This is a genomic window from Streptomyces sp. CAI-85 (genome assembly GCF_013363615.1).
GTDB lineage: Bacteria > Actinomycetota > Actinomycetes > Streptomycetales > Streptomycetaceae > Streptomyces > Streptomyces antibioticus_B.
Map to the genome: position 1 here is coordinate 75,641 of NZ_JAANNX010000004.1, position 14,463 is coordinate 90,103.

Here is a 14,463-nt window from a genome sequence, read left to right on the forward strand (position 1 = left end):
TGGGTCCATCCTGCCGTCGGCGGCCCGCGGCGGGCGCTCACTCCTGCGGCGTGGTCTCCTCGCGGATGATCCGCTGCGCGACCCGGAAGGCGCTGCCGGCCGCCGAGACGCCGCAGTACACGGCCGTCTGGAGCAGCACCTCCTTGATCTCGTCCGGGGTGAGGCCGTTGCGCAGGGCGGCGCGGGTGTGGACGGCCAGCTCCTCCAGGTGGCCGCCGGCGACCAGCGCGCCCAGCGTGACGCAGGAGCGGGAGCGCCGGTCGAGGCCGGGGCGGTCCCAGATCTCGCCCCAGGCGTAGCGGGTGGCGAACTCCTGGAAGTCGCCGGAGAAGTCGTCGGCCTGGGACAGCGCCCGGTCCACATGGGCGTCCCCGAGGACCTCGCGGCGCACCTTCAGCCCGGTGTCGTACGGGTCGGGGCGGCCGTCGGACCGCGGCGGTTCGACCAGCGGGGCGGGCGCGATCTCCGCGACGGGCACCGGCTGCGGGGGCGCGCTCAGCACCGCCCGGACGGGGACGCCCGGGACGACGGTCCGCCCGGCGTCGGGCGCGCTCTGCCAGGCGGTGGAGAAGTGCCGCACCAGCAGGTCGGTGACGGCGGCCGGCTGCTCCACCGGGACCAGATGCGAGGCACCCGGTACGACGGCCAGCCGGGCGTCGGGGATGCCGGCGACCAGGGTGCGGGCCTCGGCGGGCCCGGTGACCTGGTCGTCCGATCCGGCCAGGACCAGCGTCGGGACGCCGATCAGCCCCAGCTCCGACCGGACGTCGAACGCGGCGAGCGCCTCGCAGGCCGCGATGTAGCAGCCGGGGTCGGTGGTGCGCACCATCTGCACGGCCCACTCGGTGATCGCGGGCTGCGCGGCCGCGAAGCCCGCGGTGAACCAGCGGTCGGGCGAGGTACGGGCGATCGGGTCCAGTCCGTTGGTCCGCACGACCACGCCGCGCTGACGGAACTCGTCGGGGGTGCCGAACCGCGGCGAGGCGGCGATCAGCGCGAGCGAGGCGACCCGCTCCGGGTGCCGCAGCGCGAGCTGGACACCGACCGCCCCGCCGAGCGCGCATCCCGCGTATCCGAACCGCTCCACCCCGAGCCCGTCGAGCGTCCCGAGCAGCCGGTCGGCGAGATCCCCGACGGAAACGGCCGGATGCGCGGGCGCACCGCCGTGCCCGGGGAGGTCGTAGCGGAACACCCGCCACTGCTGGACCAGTTCGGGGATCTGACGATCCCACATGTGCCAGGTGGTACCCAGTGAGGGACCGAGGATCAGGACCGGGGCGTCTTCCGGGCCGTCGAAGCGGTATTGCAGGGTTTGGACGTTGTTCTCACTCACCCGCTCACGCTCCCACATCTCACACTCTCCGGGGGGTCGGGGGTGGAGACGCTCGCCGGACCTTGCCAGGTGTCCGCGTTCCCGTCCGGCTTCACATACCACTGTTTCGTGGCCTGGACGTTGGTGTGTCCGGCCCACCGTGCGGGCGTGCGTCTCGTACGTCGTCAGCCGGTCAGGGGCTGCCACTGGTGTTCCTGTGCGGGGTCGATACCGCTGAGCCACACCAGTGCCCCACCGATCAGACCGGGTTTGTCGACCGTGGCCAGGGCTGGGGCCTCAAGCATGTCGGCGGCCCCTTCCAGGTAGGTGACCAGGGTGTCGAGTACTTCACCGGGACCCTCGTCGTAGCGGGACCACCGGCCCAGATATCCCGTCTCGGCGTCCAGGTACAGGCCCGAGGTGATGTCAGTCGGGCCCAGAGCGACAACCGGAATCCGGGTTGCCTTCCATACGGTGATCCGCTCCTCCTCGGGGCGATCGGTATTGAAGGTGTCCTCGTGAGCCTGGGCGTCCATCTTCAGCCGGTAGGCGGCGGCCACGGCGTCCAGGGTCATCAGAGCCCTGTTTCCCGGGAGACATCCCCAGCCGTTGCCACCGTCGTCGCCCGAGGTCAGCAGCCACAGGACGTGCAACTCGACGGGTATCCGGATGCCGAGCTCGCCTTCCAGAGCAGCGATGGCGGCGGGACTGGCGCCGGCACGGAGTGCGGCGTACGAGTCGGGGGCGTTGTGCTTGAGCCAGCCGGTGATGCGCCGCCAGGCATCGGCGACCTCCCGTACGGTGACCGCGGTGACGGCAGGGTCGGCAGGCTGGTCCTGGCCTCGGCCCTGCTCCTGGTCGCGCACGCCCGTGGAGGGCTCGGTGGAGGGAACCGCTCTCAGAAACCGGATCTCGATCCGATCCGGCTCGCAGATGTAGCCGACGGACAGGTCAGGACAATCCTCGAACATGGCGCCGTCGACCGTCACGTTCAGGACACCGGGCAGATTCGAGGGCCGGCCCATGTCAGGGTCGTCGGCCAGCCGGCCTGCCAGGACCTTCAGCGCGTAGGGAACACCCGCCCCTAACTGAGCGGCGATGTCGCGTACGTCCGGCTGGATTTCGACCTTCACAGCCTGATGCTCCTTGCTCGTCGGATGGAGGACGGTGGCCCTCGCACAGTAGGCCGTCCGCGCTCACCGGCAGGTGGTGCCTGATCCCGGGGCGGCGATCCGGGCTTCGAGGTCGGCGACGCGGCGGTCTTGGAAGCGGAGGTCGGAACGGCGGCCTTGAGCCGCTCGTCGAGGGTGCGGTTGTCGGCGGCCAGTTGGCGGACCCTCTCCTTGAGGGGGGAGATCTCGGTGGTGATCCGACCGCCGTTCACCGGCCTCGGGGTTGGCATGGAGGAAGGTGTGTGAGACGTTTCCCCGCCGGGCGACGGCGGCGACGCTGACGTCGCGGTGGAGGTGGTCGGCGGTGGCCTCGCCGGGGGCGCTCTCGGCCGGCAGCCGCCACTGTTCCCGTTTGCGGCGCCGGTACAGGAGGTCGGCGCCGGTCAGGACGAACTTGTCGCAGTTGTGGACCGGGCGCCGGTCGAGGCCGCCCTGCTGGACCCGCGGGCAGAGGGAGGGGTCGAGGCGCGGCTCGACGGTGTCGCGGCGCGGGAGCTGTCCCCGGCCGAGCACCGCTCCCGGGTCACCGTCGCGTCGCACCGCGCCACGCTGTTCAGCGGCACCCTCCAGTCCGCCCTCGCCTCGCTGAGCCGCATGATCGGGGTCGTCACGATTCCGTGCGGCGCGCCGCCGGATGTCCCGGCGCAGGCCGCGAGCACCGCCGTACGGCGCGAAGGGTCTCCTTCCGTTACGGCGAGGGGTCGCGGTTGCTCGACAACCTCACCCTCGCCGCGCCCGAGGCCACCGACCGCGACCTCCATTTGGCGCTGTACGCCACCGGGGCCGCGTCGGTCCTCGACGTTCACCCCGACGGGCTGGACACCCTGGTGGGGGTCGGCGGACACCCGCTCACCGACGCGCAGGCGCAGCAACTCGCCCTCGCCCGCCTGCTGCTCACCGACGCCGATCCGGTGATCCTCGACGAGGCGACCGCCGAGGCCGGTTCCGCCTACGCCGGACAACCCGACCGCGCCGCCGAGGGCCAGAACTGGTACCGCTTCCAGCCTCCCGACGGCGTCCCCTCGTCACCGTTCCGCTTCACCGCTCCCGCGTGAACTGCAGATTTCGAGCTTCTTGCATCTACGTAAGTCACGAGTCTTGTAGGGCAGTTGGCGTGGTGTTAATTTCAATTTGGGAGCGATCCCACCCCCACCTTCCGCTCCTGTCACGGTGCACCACCACACGCTGCACCGCGTTGTCCCCCCGTCGGATCCCTCCCCGCACCTTCGTGCCGCGCGGCCGGGGAAGCGGCATCCGACGACAGTTCCGTGCACGCCACGAGTTCCGTGCACGTCACGCCGCACCCTGCCGCCGCACCGACGCCCCCGATCGTCGGCTGCGCACCAGCCGTGCCCTGAGCACGGCAAGCGTCCCCGTCCGCGCATCCGCGCCGTCCGAGGACGCCGAACGTCCCCACCCGGCTTCATCGGCACAAGCCCCGGGTCGCGCCCCCACCACATGACGACGTCGCGTCCGCGCCGTCGGTGGCCGACGCGCGCCCCGATGCCCGCATGCCGTATTCACTCCACGAGGAGGCCGCTATGCGTTCCCCCACCACACCCCGTCGCCGGTTCAAGGCCCGCCGCTGGCTGATCCCCCCGCTCGCCGCGCTCGTCCTGGCCCTCAACCCGCTGCTCAGCCCCACCGCCGACGCCGCCATCGGCGGCAGCTTCACGGACAACCTCGACTCCTTCGACACCGGCCGCTGGCACAAGGCGGACAACTGGACCAACGGCAGCATGTTCAACGTCGGCTGGCGCGCGGACCACGCCTGGTTCAGCGGCGGCGTCATGGGCATCAACCTCGACAACGCCACCTGCCCGAGCGGCTGCTCGGGCAAGCCCTACGCCTCCGGCGAGTACCGCTCCAACGACCTGTTCACGTACGGGCGTTTCGAGGCGCGGCTCCAGGCGGTCAAGCGTCCCGGCACGGTGACCGGCTTCTTCACCTACACCGGGCCGAGCGACGGGCAGCCCTGGGACGAGATCGACGTCGAGATCCTCGGCAAGAACCCCACCCAGATGCAGACCAACTACTTCACCAACGGAGTCGGCGGGCACGAGACCGTCATCAACCTCGGCTTCGACGCCTCCGCCGGCTTCCACGACTACGCCATCGAGTGGTGGAACCAGGGGACCATCAACTGGTTCGTCGACGGCAAGCTGGTCCACCAGGAGAACGGCTCCCGCGGAGCGCTCCCCACCCACCCGATGCGCATCATGACCAACCTCTGGCCGGGCATCGGCGTCGACGGCTGGCTCGAACCCTTCGTCTACCCCGGCACACCGCTCACGGCCCGCTTCGACCGGCTGAAGTACACGAAGTACTGATCAGCTCCGACCGCACGGACCCGGGGTCGGCGCACGGCTCACCGCCGGGCGCCGGCCCCCGTCCCGGCCAAGCGGGCCCGGAGTGCTGGAGGTCACCGGTCGGCCCAGGGCAGTGCCGATCGGATCCAGACGGCCGCCTGGTCCGGGGACGCGTGCGTGTCGACACCGAGGACGTGGATGCTTCCGAGCGCACCCCCCGGTCCGCCGACCCGGAGGGTCCGGTGGGAGTGCCCACCGGAACACGGGTGGACGATCACTGCACGCGGGTCGGCGCTCTGGGTGTAGCCGGCACCGTAGGTGAGAAGTTGGTGGACGTCGCCCGCACCGACGCCATGGAGGTCGTAGCGCTTGTACTTGGCGTCCACCGGCAGCAGGGTGCGCGCCGACGGGACACGCCCCGGAAGGCTGAGCAGCACGTCGGGCCGAAAGGTCGAGGCACTGCCGAGGTCGCCCCGCACGGTGATGCCTGTCGCACCGCCGCTGGGGACGGCATGCCCGCCGTGCGGGGCGGCGGCCTCGGTGGCCAGACGTCGGACCACGGCTTCCCAGAGGGCGGGCATGGCCAGCAGGAGGCCGTCCGCCGTCATGCCGTCGTCGGTGAGGAGGTCGGTCACACCACCGCCGCGCAGGAGCAGACGTGCCCACGTGTGCGCGGTGCGGTAGCGGGCGTTCAGGCGTGTGTACCGGGTGCGGTCCAGAGCACGGAGGGCGGCGTCGGGACTCGGGGCCTGCGGGAAAGCGTCGGCGACCGTGTGAAGGTCGCGGGCCAGGCCGGGTTGTGCGGCCAGGGTGCCGGCCACCCGCAGAGCGGTTCCCAGGACACGGTTGTCCTCGATGTCCGCCTCCCGGTCGAAGGTGCGGACGTGCAGTTGATCGAGTTGCCCGTAGCGCCTGGACACCTGGGCCGCGACGTCGAGGCGTCCCCGCAGGACGGGTTCCAGGCTCTGGCGGCGTACGTAGTCCCGACGCAGCCCTTCTCGGACCAGTTGCTCGCACTGCTCCAGCAGGGCCGCGCCAACGAGGTCGGCGTAGCCTCCCGGGCCGGTGGACCAGCGCCGTGCCGTCGCCGGGAGCGGCGCGGGCGCGCCGACGGCGTAGGCGAGCCAGCGCATGAGCTGCTCGCCCGGGACGGCGAACTTGGGCTCGATGACCAGGCGGATGCGATCGAGCACCAGGATGCCGACGGTCGCGTCGGCCTTGAGCCGCCATCCGGACGGGACCTGGTCCAGGCTGAGGCAAGCGCGCGTCTGGAGGGCGCGCAGCCGCTCGGCGTCCCGGGGTGTGAGCCGGTCGGCCCCGAGCAGTACAGATCCGTACTCTGCGAGCCGGACCTCGGTGCGGTCAGGCATCGGGGCCCGGCGTGCCGCTGGTGAACTCGGTCGCCAGGGCGGCGGCGAGGTCCTGCGGCGGCATCATTGCGGGGCGTCCGGTGTCCGCGTCGACCAGGCTGCCGAGGATGCGGTGCAGCAGGTCGGCGCGGCCGAGGCAGTAGTCCTCCAGGAGCGGGATCACCTCGTGGTGGAAGGCGGCGGCCAGGTCGTCCTCGGTGGCGATCGGCTCGCCGTCACGCAGCAGGTAGGCGTGCCCTATCTGGTGGTCGGCGTCGAGGTGGTGGGCGATACGGGTGTTGAGGGACTCGAAGAACTGCGCCAGGTCCAGGGGGCCGACCGTGCCGGACAGGGCGTCCGGGTCGGGGCCTACCGGGAGGAAGGCGAAGCGGCGGCGTACGGCGGCGTCCAGGTGGCTGATGCTGCGGTCCGCCGTGTTCATGGTGCCGATGATCCGCACGTTCGGTGGCACGGAGAAGGTGCGTCTGCTGACGGACAGGGCGAGGGGCAGGCCGCGCTTGTCGAGTTCGAGCAGGGTGACCAACTCGCCGAAGATGCGCGGCAGATCGCCCCGGTTGATCTCGTCGATGATCAGCAGGAACGTCTCGTCCGGGCGTGCGGCGGCCTGGGCACACAGGGTGTGGAAGACACCGTCGGTGAGCGCCAGGGTCAGCCCGGGGCCGGTGGCGCTCAGGTCCGGCTTGAAGCCCTCCACGAAGTCCTCATACCCGTAGGACGGGTGGAAGGTCACCATATGGATGCGGCCGTCCCGCAACATCTCGGCCTGGGCCGCGGCTCGCTGGTCCGGGGCCGAGCTGAGCGCATCTGCACGACCGGCGAGGGCGAGGGCGGCGCCGAGTGCGAGCCGGGTCTTTCCGGTGCCGGGAGGTCCGTGCAGGATCACCTGGCCCTTGCGCTCCAGCGCCTCCAGCACGCCAGCGACATCCTCGGGCAGCGTGACGGGACCGCCGGTGTACGGCTCCGTCGACTCCTCGCCCGTGTCCGCGAGGCCCGCGGTGATCCGGGCGAAGAGTGCCGGCGGCACCTTGGCGAACGTGGACCGCCAGCCGTGCTGGAGCTTCGGCAGTTTCCGCGCGTGGGAGACGTCCCAGGCCACCGGGACGACGTGCCGGTACTCGGAGCGGTCGGCCTCGAAGCGATAACTTCCACTGACGGTACCGGTGGCCAGAACCTCGTCCGTCCCACGGTTGGCCACGATCCGGTCCCCCGCCTCCAGGTCCCGGAACGCCAGCAGTCGCCGGGCGAGCGTCAGACTGCCCCCGCTGCTGCGCGGCCAGTACGCGTCGAGAGCCTGCTTCAGCTCGGTGTCGCTCTGGTACTGGCCGAGGTCGCCGAGGTCGTCCCATCCGACGCGGATCACTCCGCCGTCCCGGCACTCTTCCCAGAGCCGTCCTCGTTCACCGGGGGCGATCTTCCAGACGGTGCGCTGCTGCGGACGCGGATCGAATTTCGCGTACAGGAAGCGCATGACCTCCTGTCCGCTCCAGCCGTCGAACTCCTGCTTCTGGCGGACGAGTTCCAGGAGCCGACGGTTGCTGTGCCAGGCCGGCCCGTCGGGCTGCGAGGAGCCGCCCAGCAGAGTGACGAACCGACGCAGGTGCTCACCGGCGTAGATGGGCAGGAAGTGTTCGGGGAAGTAGGTGGCCAGGGACTTGGTCACCAGTGTCGGACCGAACCGCAACGCCTCGAGGTCGTCCACGGCCTCGAAGTCCCCTGCGGCGACAGCCTCGAAGGCGCGCACGAACTGTCCGCGCAGTTCCTCCCACGCCTCCTGCGGTGCCATCCCGCGCAGCGGCGCGGCCACCCGCCACTCGCCGGAGTTGTGGTGGTACATGATGTGCTTCGCCGCGCTGCCGCCCTTGATGCTGCCGAGGTTCGGTGTGCCGAACTCCATCAGCCTGCAGTACGTCGGTCCACTCCCGGACTCCGCGGCCTGCCCCAGGGCGTAGCGCGACAGGGGCAGTGTCGGCCACTCCTCCAAGGGGAACCGAGAGAGCACCTGCTTGCGTTCGTCCTCGGCGGCCGTCTCGGTCTCCGGCGCGCCGCTCCGGTCGAATGCCGCCACTGCCGCCCGTAGGTCCATTTCGTCCACCATGACGGTCATCATGCCGGATCATCGGCATTTCGAGGGCTGCGCAGGGGTGGTCCAGGGCCGGCTCGGGAGGCGCTCACAGCCGGGGCCGGTCCGTCACGGGATGCCGGGCTCCTGGAAGCCCTTCGTCCTGATGTGCGCGACGGCTGACGGATGACCGGTCAGCCAGTCACCGCACACCCGCCAGCGATGAATGCTGCCGTCGCTGAACTCGGTGCGCACTTCTGCGACGAGTTCGTGGTCGCAGTGGCCGCGCGAGGCCATGGAACAGATCACGTCGTCGTGTTGCTCAACGGCCGGTATGTACGGGTGGATCGACAGGATCGGAGAGCGCATCTCCCGCGCCGCATGATGCATGGTGCGGAGGGTAGCAACGCGACACCGTAGCCATCGCGGAGGCGACCGACCCGACTGCAGGACGGAGATCCCGACCCGCACCCGTCGTGGCAGAACAACCCAGGTATGTCGGCGGGGCCTCCGGGGACCTGTGCGTGGAAGGTCCAAAGCCGGTGCACATCACGGGCGTTGACCTGATCCGCCCCAGTCCGGGCCGGTAGCATTCGGGCGCGAAGCGGGCGGAGGGGGATCATGTCGGCGTTCAGGGACGAACACCAAGGGAACGGCGGACGGAGCGAGGCCAGGATCGCCGTGGCGGCGGTCGACGACCATCCGGTGGTCCTGCTCGGCCTCCAGGCGTACTTCGCCGAGCACACCACCGACATCGAGCTGGTGCATGTGGCGCCCGACGTGGACGCGCTCCTCGCCGGACTGCACCCGCACTCGCCTCCCGGCGCCCTGCCGATGGCGTCCCCGGCCATGCCCTCGGTGGTGCTGCTCGATCTGCGGCTGCGCGACGGCAACGCCGTCGACGACAACGTCCGGCGCCTTCGGGCCGCCGGAGCGCGGGTGCTGGTCTTTACCACCGAGCACCGGCCCGCCGCCGTACGCAGGGCGCTGGACGCGGGGGCCGCGGGCCTGGTGCTGAAGGAGGACCCGGAGGGGCGACTGGTGGACGCCATCCGCGCCGTGCACGGCGGGGAGCCCTATCTGTCCAGTCGGCTCGCGCACGCCATCGTCACCGATCCGCGTGGCGCCGTCCGCCTCAGCGGTCAGGAACGCCGTGTCCTGGAGCTGATCGCCCGAGGTCTGCCGCACCGTCAGGTGGCGCGGATGCTGCACATCACCGAGGACACCGTGCGCACGTACCGCAAGCGTGCCATCGAGGCGTACGCCGCCGCGGGCGAAGGGCTGTTGGAGGACAACCGGCAGCTCGTGTGGCGCGCCGTGGCCGACGGCCACATCGACCTCGCGCCGGCCCCGGCGGACGACCTGCCGGACAGCCCGGGGTGGTGACACCGCACCCCGGGGCACCGAGGCCGGGTACCTACGGCCACGGCGTGTGGTCCGGTCTCCAGCGCGCGATGGCGGCGGTCGCGGCGCTGTTCGCGGTGAGCTGGTCGATGCTGCTGGTGTCGTCGGGCGGACGGCTCACGCCCGCCGTTCTCGCCGCCGCCGTGGTGTTCACCGCGCTGGCGGCGACCCTGACGGTGCGCGGCGCACTCGTCCGGCTGGGCCGGCACGACGTCTGGGCGGCCGCGGGTGTCTCGCTCGCCATGGACGCGACGTTCGCGGTCGAGCGGTCGTCGCCGATCGTCGTCGGGCTTCGCTGCGAACCCACCGTCGCCACCGTGCTGCTGGCGATCGGCTTCGGGCCGCGCCGGCTCGCGTGGCCGGTGTCCCTGGCGGTCATCGGCGCGCAGATCGCGGCGAGTCGGCCGATGGACGGTCCGGCCGGCGCGGTGCAGGGCACCTGGCCGGTGCTGGCCGCCGCGGTGGCGGCCGCAGTGCTCGGCCCACTGCTGCGCACCGCCGGGGCCCGTGCCGACGCCGCCCAGGAACAGGCACTGACGGCAGGCGCCACGGCCGCACGCGCCAAGGCCCACCGGGAGGCGCACCACCGCTTCCAGGACCTGCTGCACGACGAGGTGAGTTCCGCGTTGCGAGCGGTCAGCATGCCGGGGATCGCCGCGCCGCGGGTGAGGCAGGCGTGCCGCAGCGCCGTGGACGCGCTGCTGCGGGCCCCCGCCGCACCGGGGCAGGCCGCCGACCTCGCCGCCCTGCTCACCGGGCTCACCGCCGGAGGCGGGCCGCCCCTGAGCCTCGAGGTCTCGGGTGGCGTCCTGGTGCCCGCCGAGGTGGCCGAGGCCGCCCTGGGCGCGGCGGCCGAGGCGGTGCGCAACGCGGTCCGGCACGGCGAGGCGCAGACGCTGAAGGTGCGGCTGCGCGGGGACGAGCACGGCTTCGTGCTCTCCGTCGCCGACGACGGGGTGGGGTTCTCCCCGGCCGGGGTGCGGGTGTCCTCGGTGGGACTGCGCAGATCGGTGCTGCGGCGGATGGCCGACGTGGCGGGCACCGCGGAGGTGCACAGCTCCCCCGGCGACGGCACCACCGTACGGCTGGCCTGGCAGCGCGACCGGGCGCGGGCGGTGGGCACGGGCGAGTTCCGCGAGGCGGTCGCGGAGACCCCGGACCGGATGGCGAGCATCCGCGCCGCGGTCGGGGACGTCCGCCGGCCGCTGGCCGCCGTGTGTGTCCCCTATCTGCTCGCCACGGGGGTCGTCGCCGCTCTCCACACCGTACGGTCCCCACGGGTGGGCTGGCTGATGGTGTGGTACGTGCTGCTGGCCGCGGTGACGGTGGCGTTGCTGGTGCGTGCCCGGACCGCGATCAGTGGGCGCGCGGCCGCAGCGGCGAGCGCCTTCGCCGTCTCCGGGGCGGTCGGCAGCTTCCTGGTGATCCCCACGTCGGGCATCGCCGATGACACCTCCTGGCCGATCGGCGCCGTCACCCCGCTGCTGACCGTGCTGGTGATCGTCCGGCCGCCCTGGGAAGCCCTGCTGACCCTGGTCCTGGAACAGGCGGGGGCCGTCCTGGTTCTGCTGACCGGGCCGCCGTTCGCCGGCTCGTGGGGCGAGAGCGTGGCCAAGGCCCTGCCGGCACTGTTCGCCCCGGCGCTGGGTGTGGGCATGGGGCTGGCCATCGGGCAGACCGTGGCCCGGCTGGGCGCGGTGGTGATGCGGGCCAACGCCGAGCGGGCGGCCTCGGTCGCCGCGGAATCGGCTCGGCAGGCCCGTGAGGCGATGCACCGCAGACGCCTGGCCGACCTCGACGAGGAGATCCTGTCCTTCCTGCGCCGTACCGCCTCGGGGGAGTTCTCCCCGGAGGCGTCGCAGACCCGGGTCAGGGCGCGGATGCTGGATCTGGCCGTCCGCGACGAACTGCACCTGCCCGGTGCGCTCGGCCGCTCCACTCGTGAACTGCTCGGTGCGGCGCGCGCCGAGGGCTGTGTGGTGACCATCCAGTCGGACGCCGACCATCCGCCCCCGCCGGATCTGCTGCGTTCCCTCCTCACCTGCGCGCTGGGCACGGGCCCCACCCCGCAGGACCTGATCCTCAGCGTGGCACCCCGGCCGGACGCGCTCCTGGTCAGCCTGGTGACGCTGCCGGGGGATCCGGCGCGGGCCGCCGCCCTGCGCAGGGCCCTGACAGGAACCTCCGCGGTCGTCGAGGACGGTGCGGAATCCACCTGGGTGGAGGTCTCCACCCGCGCGGCCGGCGTCATGGCCCCGCCTGCCGCTGTCCCCATCGATGGGGACAGCGCGATCGGTGCCGCGGCGGCAGGATGACCGTACGACGGGCGGCCGTTCGGGGGATGGCCGCCCGTCGGTGACAGGGCACCGAAGGCGAAGGGGAGGTGGCCGTGGCCACTGCTGAGGAATACGAACGGGTGCTCCGCAAGGCGGAGTTCGGGGGCAAGCTCAACCAGCAGGAACTGGACCTGCTCAAGCGCCTGTACCGGGAGGCCGGTGAGCGCGGAAACCGCGCACGCAAGATCATCGACGGCTGACAGGCCACGGCTTTTCACAGCGGAACGGAACCAAGGAGATCATGGTGGGGTTCTTCGGAAGCAAGTCCAAGCGTTCCTCGGCACCACGGGACTGGTCCTCCGGCCCGCTGGTGAAGCAGAGCCCCCTCGCGGCCGACGCACCCGACGTGCTGGCGTTCGCCGTCGAAGCGGCCAAGCAGGCGGACCGGCCGGGCGGTGTGGACGTGGAGAAGGTGCTGACGGCGATCGACAGGATGCTGGCGGGCCAGATGGACGCCTACGCCGGTGCACTGCCGGGCCTGGACGCTGGGCAAACGGCGCAGATGCGCGAGGCGCTCTACGCCAGGCCGGACTTCCGCTTCGAGATGTTCTTCGACGGGCTGACGTACTTCGGGCCGAGCGGCATCGCCATGTGCAACGGGCTCGTCGAGCAGTGGGGGACGATGCAGTCGGCGATCGTGGGTCTCATCGAGAGGGGCGAGTTCGACCGGGGCTGAACGATCCGGCGGTCGGTGGGACGTGCTCTTCGGTCGGAGGGCTTGAGGCCATAGGATCTTTCTGGAGGTGCCAGCGGCACTTTTTCCGGAGGGAGCGGGAATGGCGGAGAGTCCTGCGCAGGGGCGGGAGGGCCGTCCGGGGGCACCCCAGTTGCGGCTGGACGAGCTGCTGGAGGGGCTTCAGGCGCAGATCGCGCAGGTCCGCGCGACGCGGGACCGGGTGCACACGCTGCTGGACGCGGTCCTCGCCATCGGCTCCGACCTTGATCTCGACGTGGTCCTTCGGCGGATCACCGAGTCGGCCGTGACCCTGGTGGACGCCCAGTACGGCGCCCTGGGCGTGCTCGGTGACGAGGGGAAGATCCGGCAGTTCATCACGGTCGGCATGGACGACGAGACGGTCCGTCGCATCGGCCACTACCCCGAGGGCCAGGGCATCCTCGGGCTGCTGATCCGCAAGCCGGAACCGCTGCGGCTGCCGGAGCTGGGCCGCCATCCCGACTCGGTGGGCTTCCCCGCGGGGCATCCGCCGATGACCACCTTCCTGGGGGCGCCGGTACGGGTGCGCGACCAGGTGTTCGGCAATCTGTATCTGACGGACAAGCGCGACGGCGCGGAGTTCGACGACGACGACGAGGCGGTGCTGCGCACCCTGGCGGCGGCCGCCGGTGTCGCGATCGACAACGCCCGGCTGTACGAGGACACCCGGCGCCGCGAGCAGTGGCTGGCGGCCAGCAGCGAGCTGACCCGCAGCCTGCTGTCGGGCGCCGACCCGGACCGGGTCCTGCACCAGGTCGCGGCGACGGTCAGGACGCTGTCCGGGGCCGCGCTGGTGACGCTCGCGGTGCCGTTCGAGGGCGGCGACGAGCTGGTCATCGAGGCGGCCGACGGCGAGGGCGCCGAGCAGGTGCACGGCCTGGTCCTGCCCGCCCCCACGCTCGCCGCGAAGGTGTTCACCTCCAACCAACAGATCACCAGCGGCGCGCTGTCCGACGAACCGCAGGGCGGCGGCGGTTCCGCCGCGCAGATCGCGCTGGGTCCGGGGTTCCTGCTCCCGCTCGGCAGCGCGGAACATGTGCGCGGCGTGCTCCAGGTCGCCAATCTGCCCGGCGGGGACGCGTTCACCGACGCCACCATGGCCATGATCACCGGCTTCGCCGACCAGGCGGCGCTCGCCCTGGAGATCGCCGAGCACCGGCGCGAGGCGGACCATCTGATGGTGCTGACGGACCGCGACCGTATCGCCCGTGACCTGCACGACCTGGCCATCCAGCGGCTGTTCGCCTCGGGGCTGACCCTGAACTCCGTCCTCGGCCGGGTCTCCGACCGGCCGCAGGTCGCCGAACGGGTGCAGCGGGTCGTCGAGGACCTCGACGACACCATCAAGACCATCCGCGGCACGATCTACGCCCTCCACGAACGCGACCGCACCGACGGACGCGGCGGGCTGCGTTCAAAGGTGCTCGCCGAGACCGACCGGGCCGCGGCCGTGCTCGGCTTCACCCCGGCGCTGCGCATGACCGGCCTGCTGGACACCGCGGTGCCTCCCGGTCACGCCGAACATCTGCTGGCGGTGCTGCGTGAGGCCCTGTCGAACGCCGCCCGGCACGCGCGCGCCACCGGCGTCGAGGTCACCGTCGAGACCGACGGCAGCCGACTGCGGCTGCGCGTCGCGGACAACGGCACCGGGATCGACCCGGCCGTGACCCGGCGCAGCGGCCTGGACAACCTCCGCCGGCGCGCCACCGAGCTGGACGGCAGCCTCACCCTGACGTCGAACGAACCGACGGGCACGGTGGTGGAGTGGTCCGTGCCGCTGTCCTGA

At 71.9% G+C, this 14,463-nt stretch carries 13 protein-coding genes; 7 read left to right on the top strand and 6 right to left on the bottom strand.

Annotation, left to right across the window (positions count from 1 at the left end; genetic code table 11):
• Positions 1–37: 37 nt before the first annotated feature.
• The 3 genes from G6W55_RS07550 to G6W55_RS38515 all read right to left on the bottom strand — a co-directional run bounded on the left by G6W55_RS07550 (position 38) and on the right by G6W55_RS38515 (position 3,024).
• Positions 38–1,333, bottom strand: coding sequence for an alpha/beta fold hydrolase (locus tag G6W55_RS07550; protein ID WP_309243655.1), 1,296 nt, complete (start codon positions 1,331–1,333; stop codon positions 38–40).
• A gap of 164 nt (positions 1,334–1,497) precedes the next feature.
• Entirely contained in the window at positions 1,498–2,445 is a 948-nt protein-coding gene (locus G6W55_RS07555) for a hypothetical protein (RefSeq protein ID WP_175520016.1), read from the bottom strand.
• A gap of 63 nt (positions 2,446–2,508) precedes the next feature.
• The gene (locus G6W55_RS38515; RefSeq protein ID WP_254876148.1) at positions 2,509–3,024 is read right to left on the bottom strand and encodes a hypothetical protein; all 516 of its coding nucleotides are present in this window, start codon (positions 3,022–3,024) and stop codon (positions 2,509–2,511) included.
• Positions 3,025–3,191: 167 nt separating this feature from the next.
• On the opposite strand from G6W55_RS38515, the gene G6W55_RS07570 reads away from it, so the two are divergent.
• Together G6W55_RS07570 and G6W55_RS07575 are read left to right on the top strand one after the other, a co-directional pair.
• The gene (locus G6W55_RS07570) at positions 3,192–3,539 is read left to right on the top strand and encodes an ABC transporter ATP-binding protein (protein ID WP_175519976.1); all 348 of its coding nucleotides are present in this window, start codon (positions 3,192–3,194) and stop codon (positions 3,537–3,539) included.
• 486 nt (positions 3,540–4,025) lie between these two features.
• Positions 4,026–4,814 carry a glycoside hydrolase family 16 protein gene (locus G6W55_RS07575; RefSeq protein ID WP_175520017.1) on the top strand — a complete coding sequence of 263 codons (789 nt, stop codon included), beginning with the start codon at positions 4,026–4,028 and terminating at the stop codon, positions 4,812–4,814.
• Positions 4,815–4,906: 92 nt separating this feature from the next.
• On the opposite strand, the gene G6W55_RS07580 is transcribed toward G6W55_RS07575, so the two are convergent.
• The 3 genes from G6W55_RS07580 to G6W55_RS07590 form a co-directional block, all read right to left on the bottom strand.
• Complete coding sequence (locus tag G6W55_RS07580) at positions 4,907–6,163, bottom strand: McrC family protein (RefSeq protein ID WP_175520018.1); 1,257 nt, start codon at positions 6,161–6,163, stop codon at positions 4,907–4,909.
• On the bottom strand, positions 6,156–8,258 hold the full coding sequence (locus G6W55_RS07585; RefSeq protein WP_175520019.1) for an McrB family protein: 2,103 nt from the start codon (positions 8,256–8,258) through the stop codon (positions 6,156–6,158). The genes G6W55_RS07580 and G6W55_RS07585 overlap by 8 nt, the downstream gene beginning before the upstream one ends.
• Positions 8,259–8,351: 93 nt before the next feature.
• Entirely contained in the window at positions 8,352–8,612 is a 261-nt protein-coding gene (locus G6W55_RS07590; RefSeq protein ID WP_175520020.1) for a hypothetical protein, read from the bottom strand.
• Between the two features lie 231 nt (positions 8,613–8,843).
• On the opposite strand from G6W55_RS07590, the gene G6W55_RS07595 reads away from it, so the two are divergent.
• The 5 genes from G6W55_RS07595 (at position 8,844) to G6W55_RS07615 (ending at position 14,463) form a co-directional block, all read left to right on the top strand.
• Complete coding sequence (locus G6W55_RS07595; RefSeq protein WP_175520021.1) at positions 8,844–9,608, top strand: response regulator transcription factor; 765 nt, start codon at positions 8,844–8,846, stop codon at positions 9,606–9,608.
• Between the two features lie 44 nt (positions 9,609–9,652).
• Complete coding sequence (locus G6W55_RS07600) at positions 9,653–11,941, top strand: sensor histidine kinase (RefSeq protein ID WP_175520022.1); 2,289 nt, start codon at positions 9,653–9,655, stop codon at positions 11,939–11,941.
• A gap of 74 nt (positions 11,942–12,015) precedes the next feature.
• Complete coding sequence (locus tag G6W55_RS07605; protein WP_175520023.1) at positions 12,016–12,162, top strand: hypothetical protein; 147 nt, start codon at positions 12,016–12,018, stop codon at positions 12,160–12,162.
• A 44-nt stretch (positions 12,163–12,206) separates the two neighbouring features.
• On the top strand, positions 12,207–12,638 hold the full coding sequence (locus tag G6W55_RS07610) for a hypothetical protein (RefSeq protein ID WP_175520024.1): 432 nt from the start codon (positions 12,207–12,209) through the stop codon (positions 12,636–12,638).
• Positions 12,639–12,738: 100 nt separating this feature from the next.
• The gene (locus G6W55_RS07615) at positions 12,739–14,463 is read left to right on the top strand and encodes a GAF domain-containing sensor histidine kinase (protein ID WP_175520025.1); all 1,725 of its coding nucleotides are present in this window, start codon (positions 12,739–12,741) and stop codon (positions 14,461–14,463) included.

What these genes read in the sequence shown, in the direction of transcription:
- G6W55_RS07580 (WP_175520018.1), bottom strand. Translation starts at nt 6,163, where the DNA reads ATGCCTGACCGCACCGAGGTCCGGCTCGCAGAGTACGGATCTGTACTG.
- G6W55_RS07590 (WP_175520020.1), bottom strand. Translation starts at nt 8,612, where the DNA reads ATGCATCATGCGGCGCGGGAGATGCGCTCTCCGATCCTGTCGATCCAC.
- G6W55_RS07595 (WP_175520021.1), top strand. Translation starts at nt 8,844, where the DNA reads ATGTCGGCGTTCAGGGACGAACACCAAGGGAACGGCGGACGGAGCGAG.
- G6W55_RS07615 (WP_175520025.1), top strand. Translation starts at nt 12,739, where the DNA reads ATGGCGGAGAGTCCTGCGCAGGGGCGGGAGGGCCGTCCGGGGGCACCC.
- G6W55_RS07575 (WP_175520017.1), top strand. Translation starts at nt 4,026, where the DNA reads ATGCGTTCCCCCACCACACCCCGTCGCCGGTTCAAGGCCCGCCGCTGG.
- G6W55_RS07585 (WP_175520019.1), bottom strand. Translation starts at nt 8,258, where the DNA reads ATGGTGGACGAAATGGACCTACGGGCGGCAGTGGCGGCATTCGACCGG.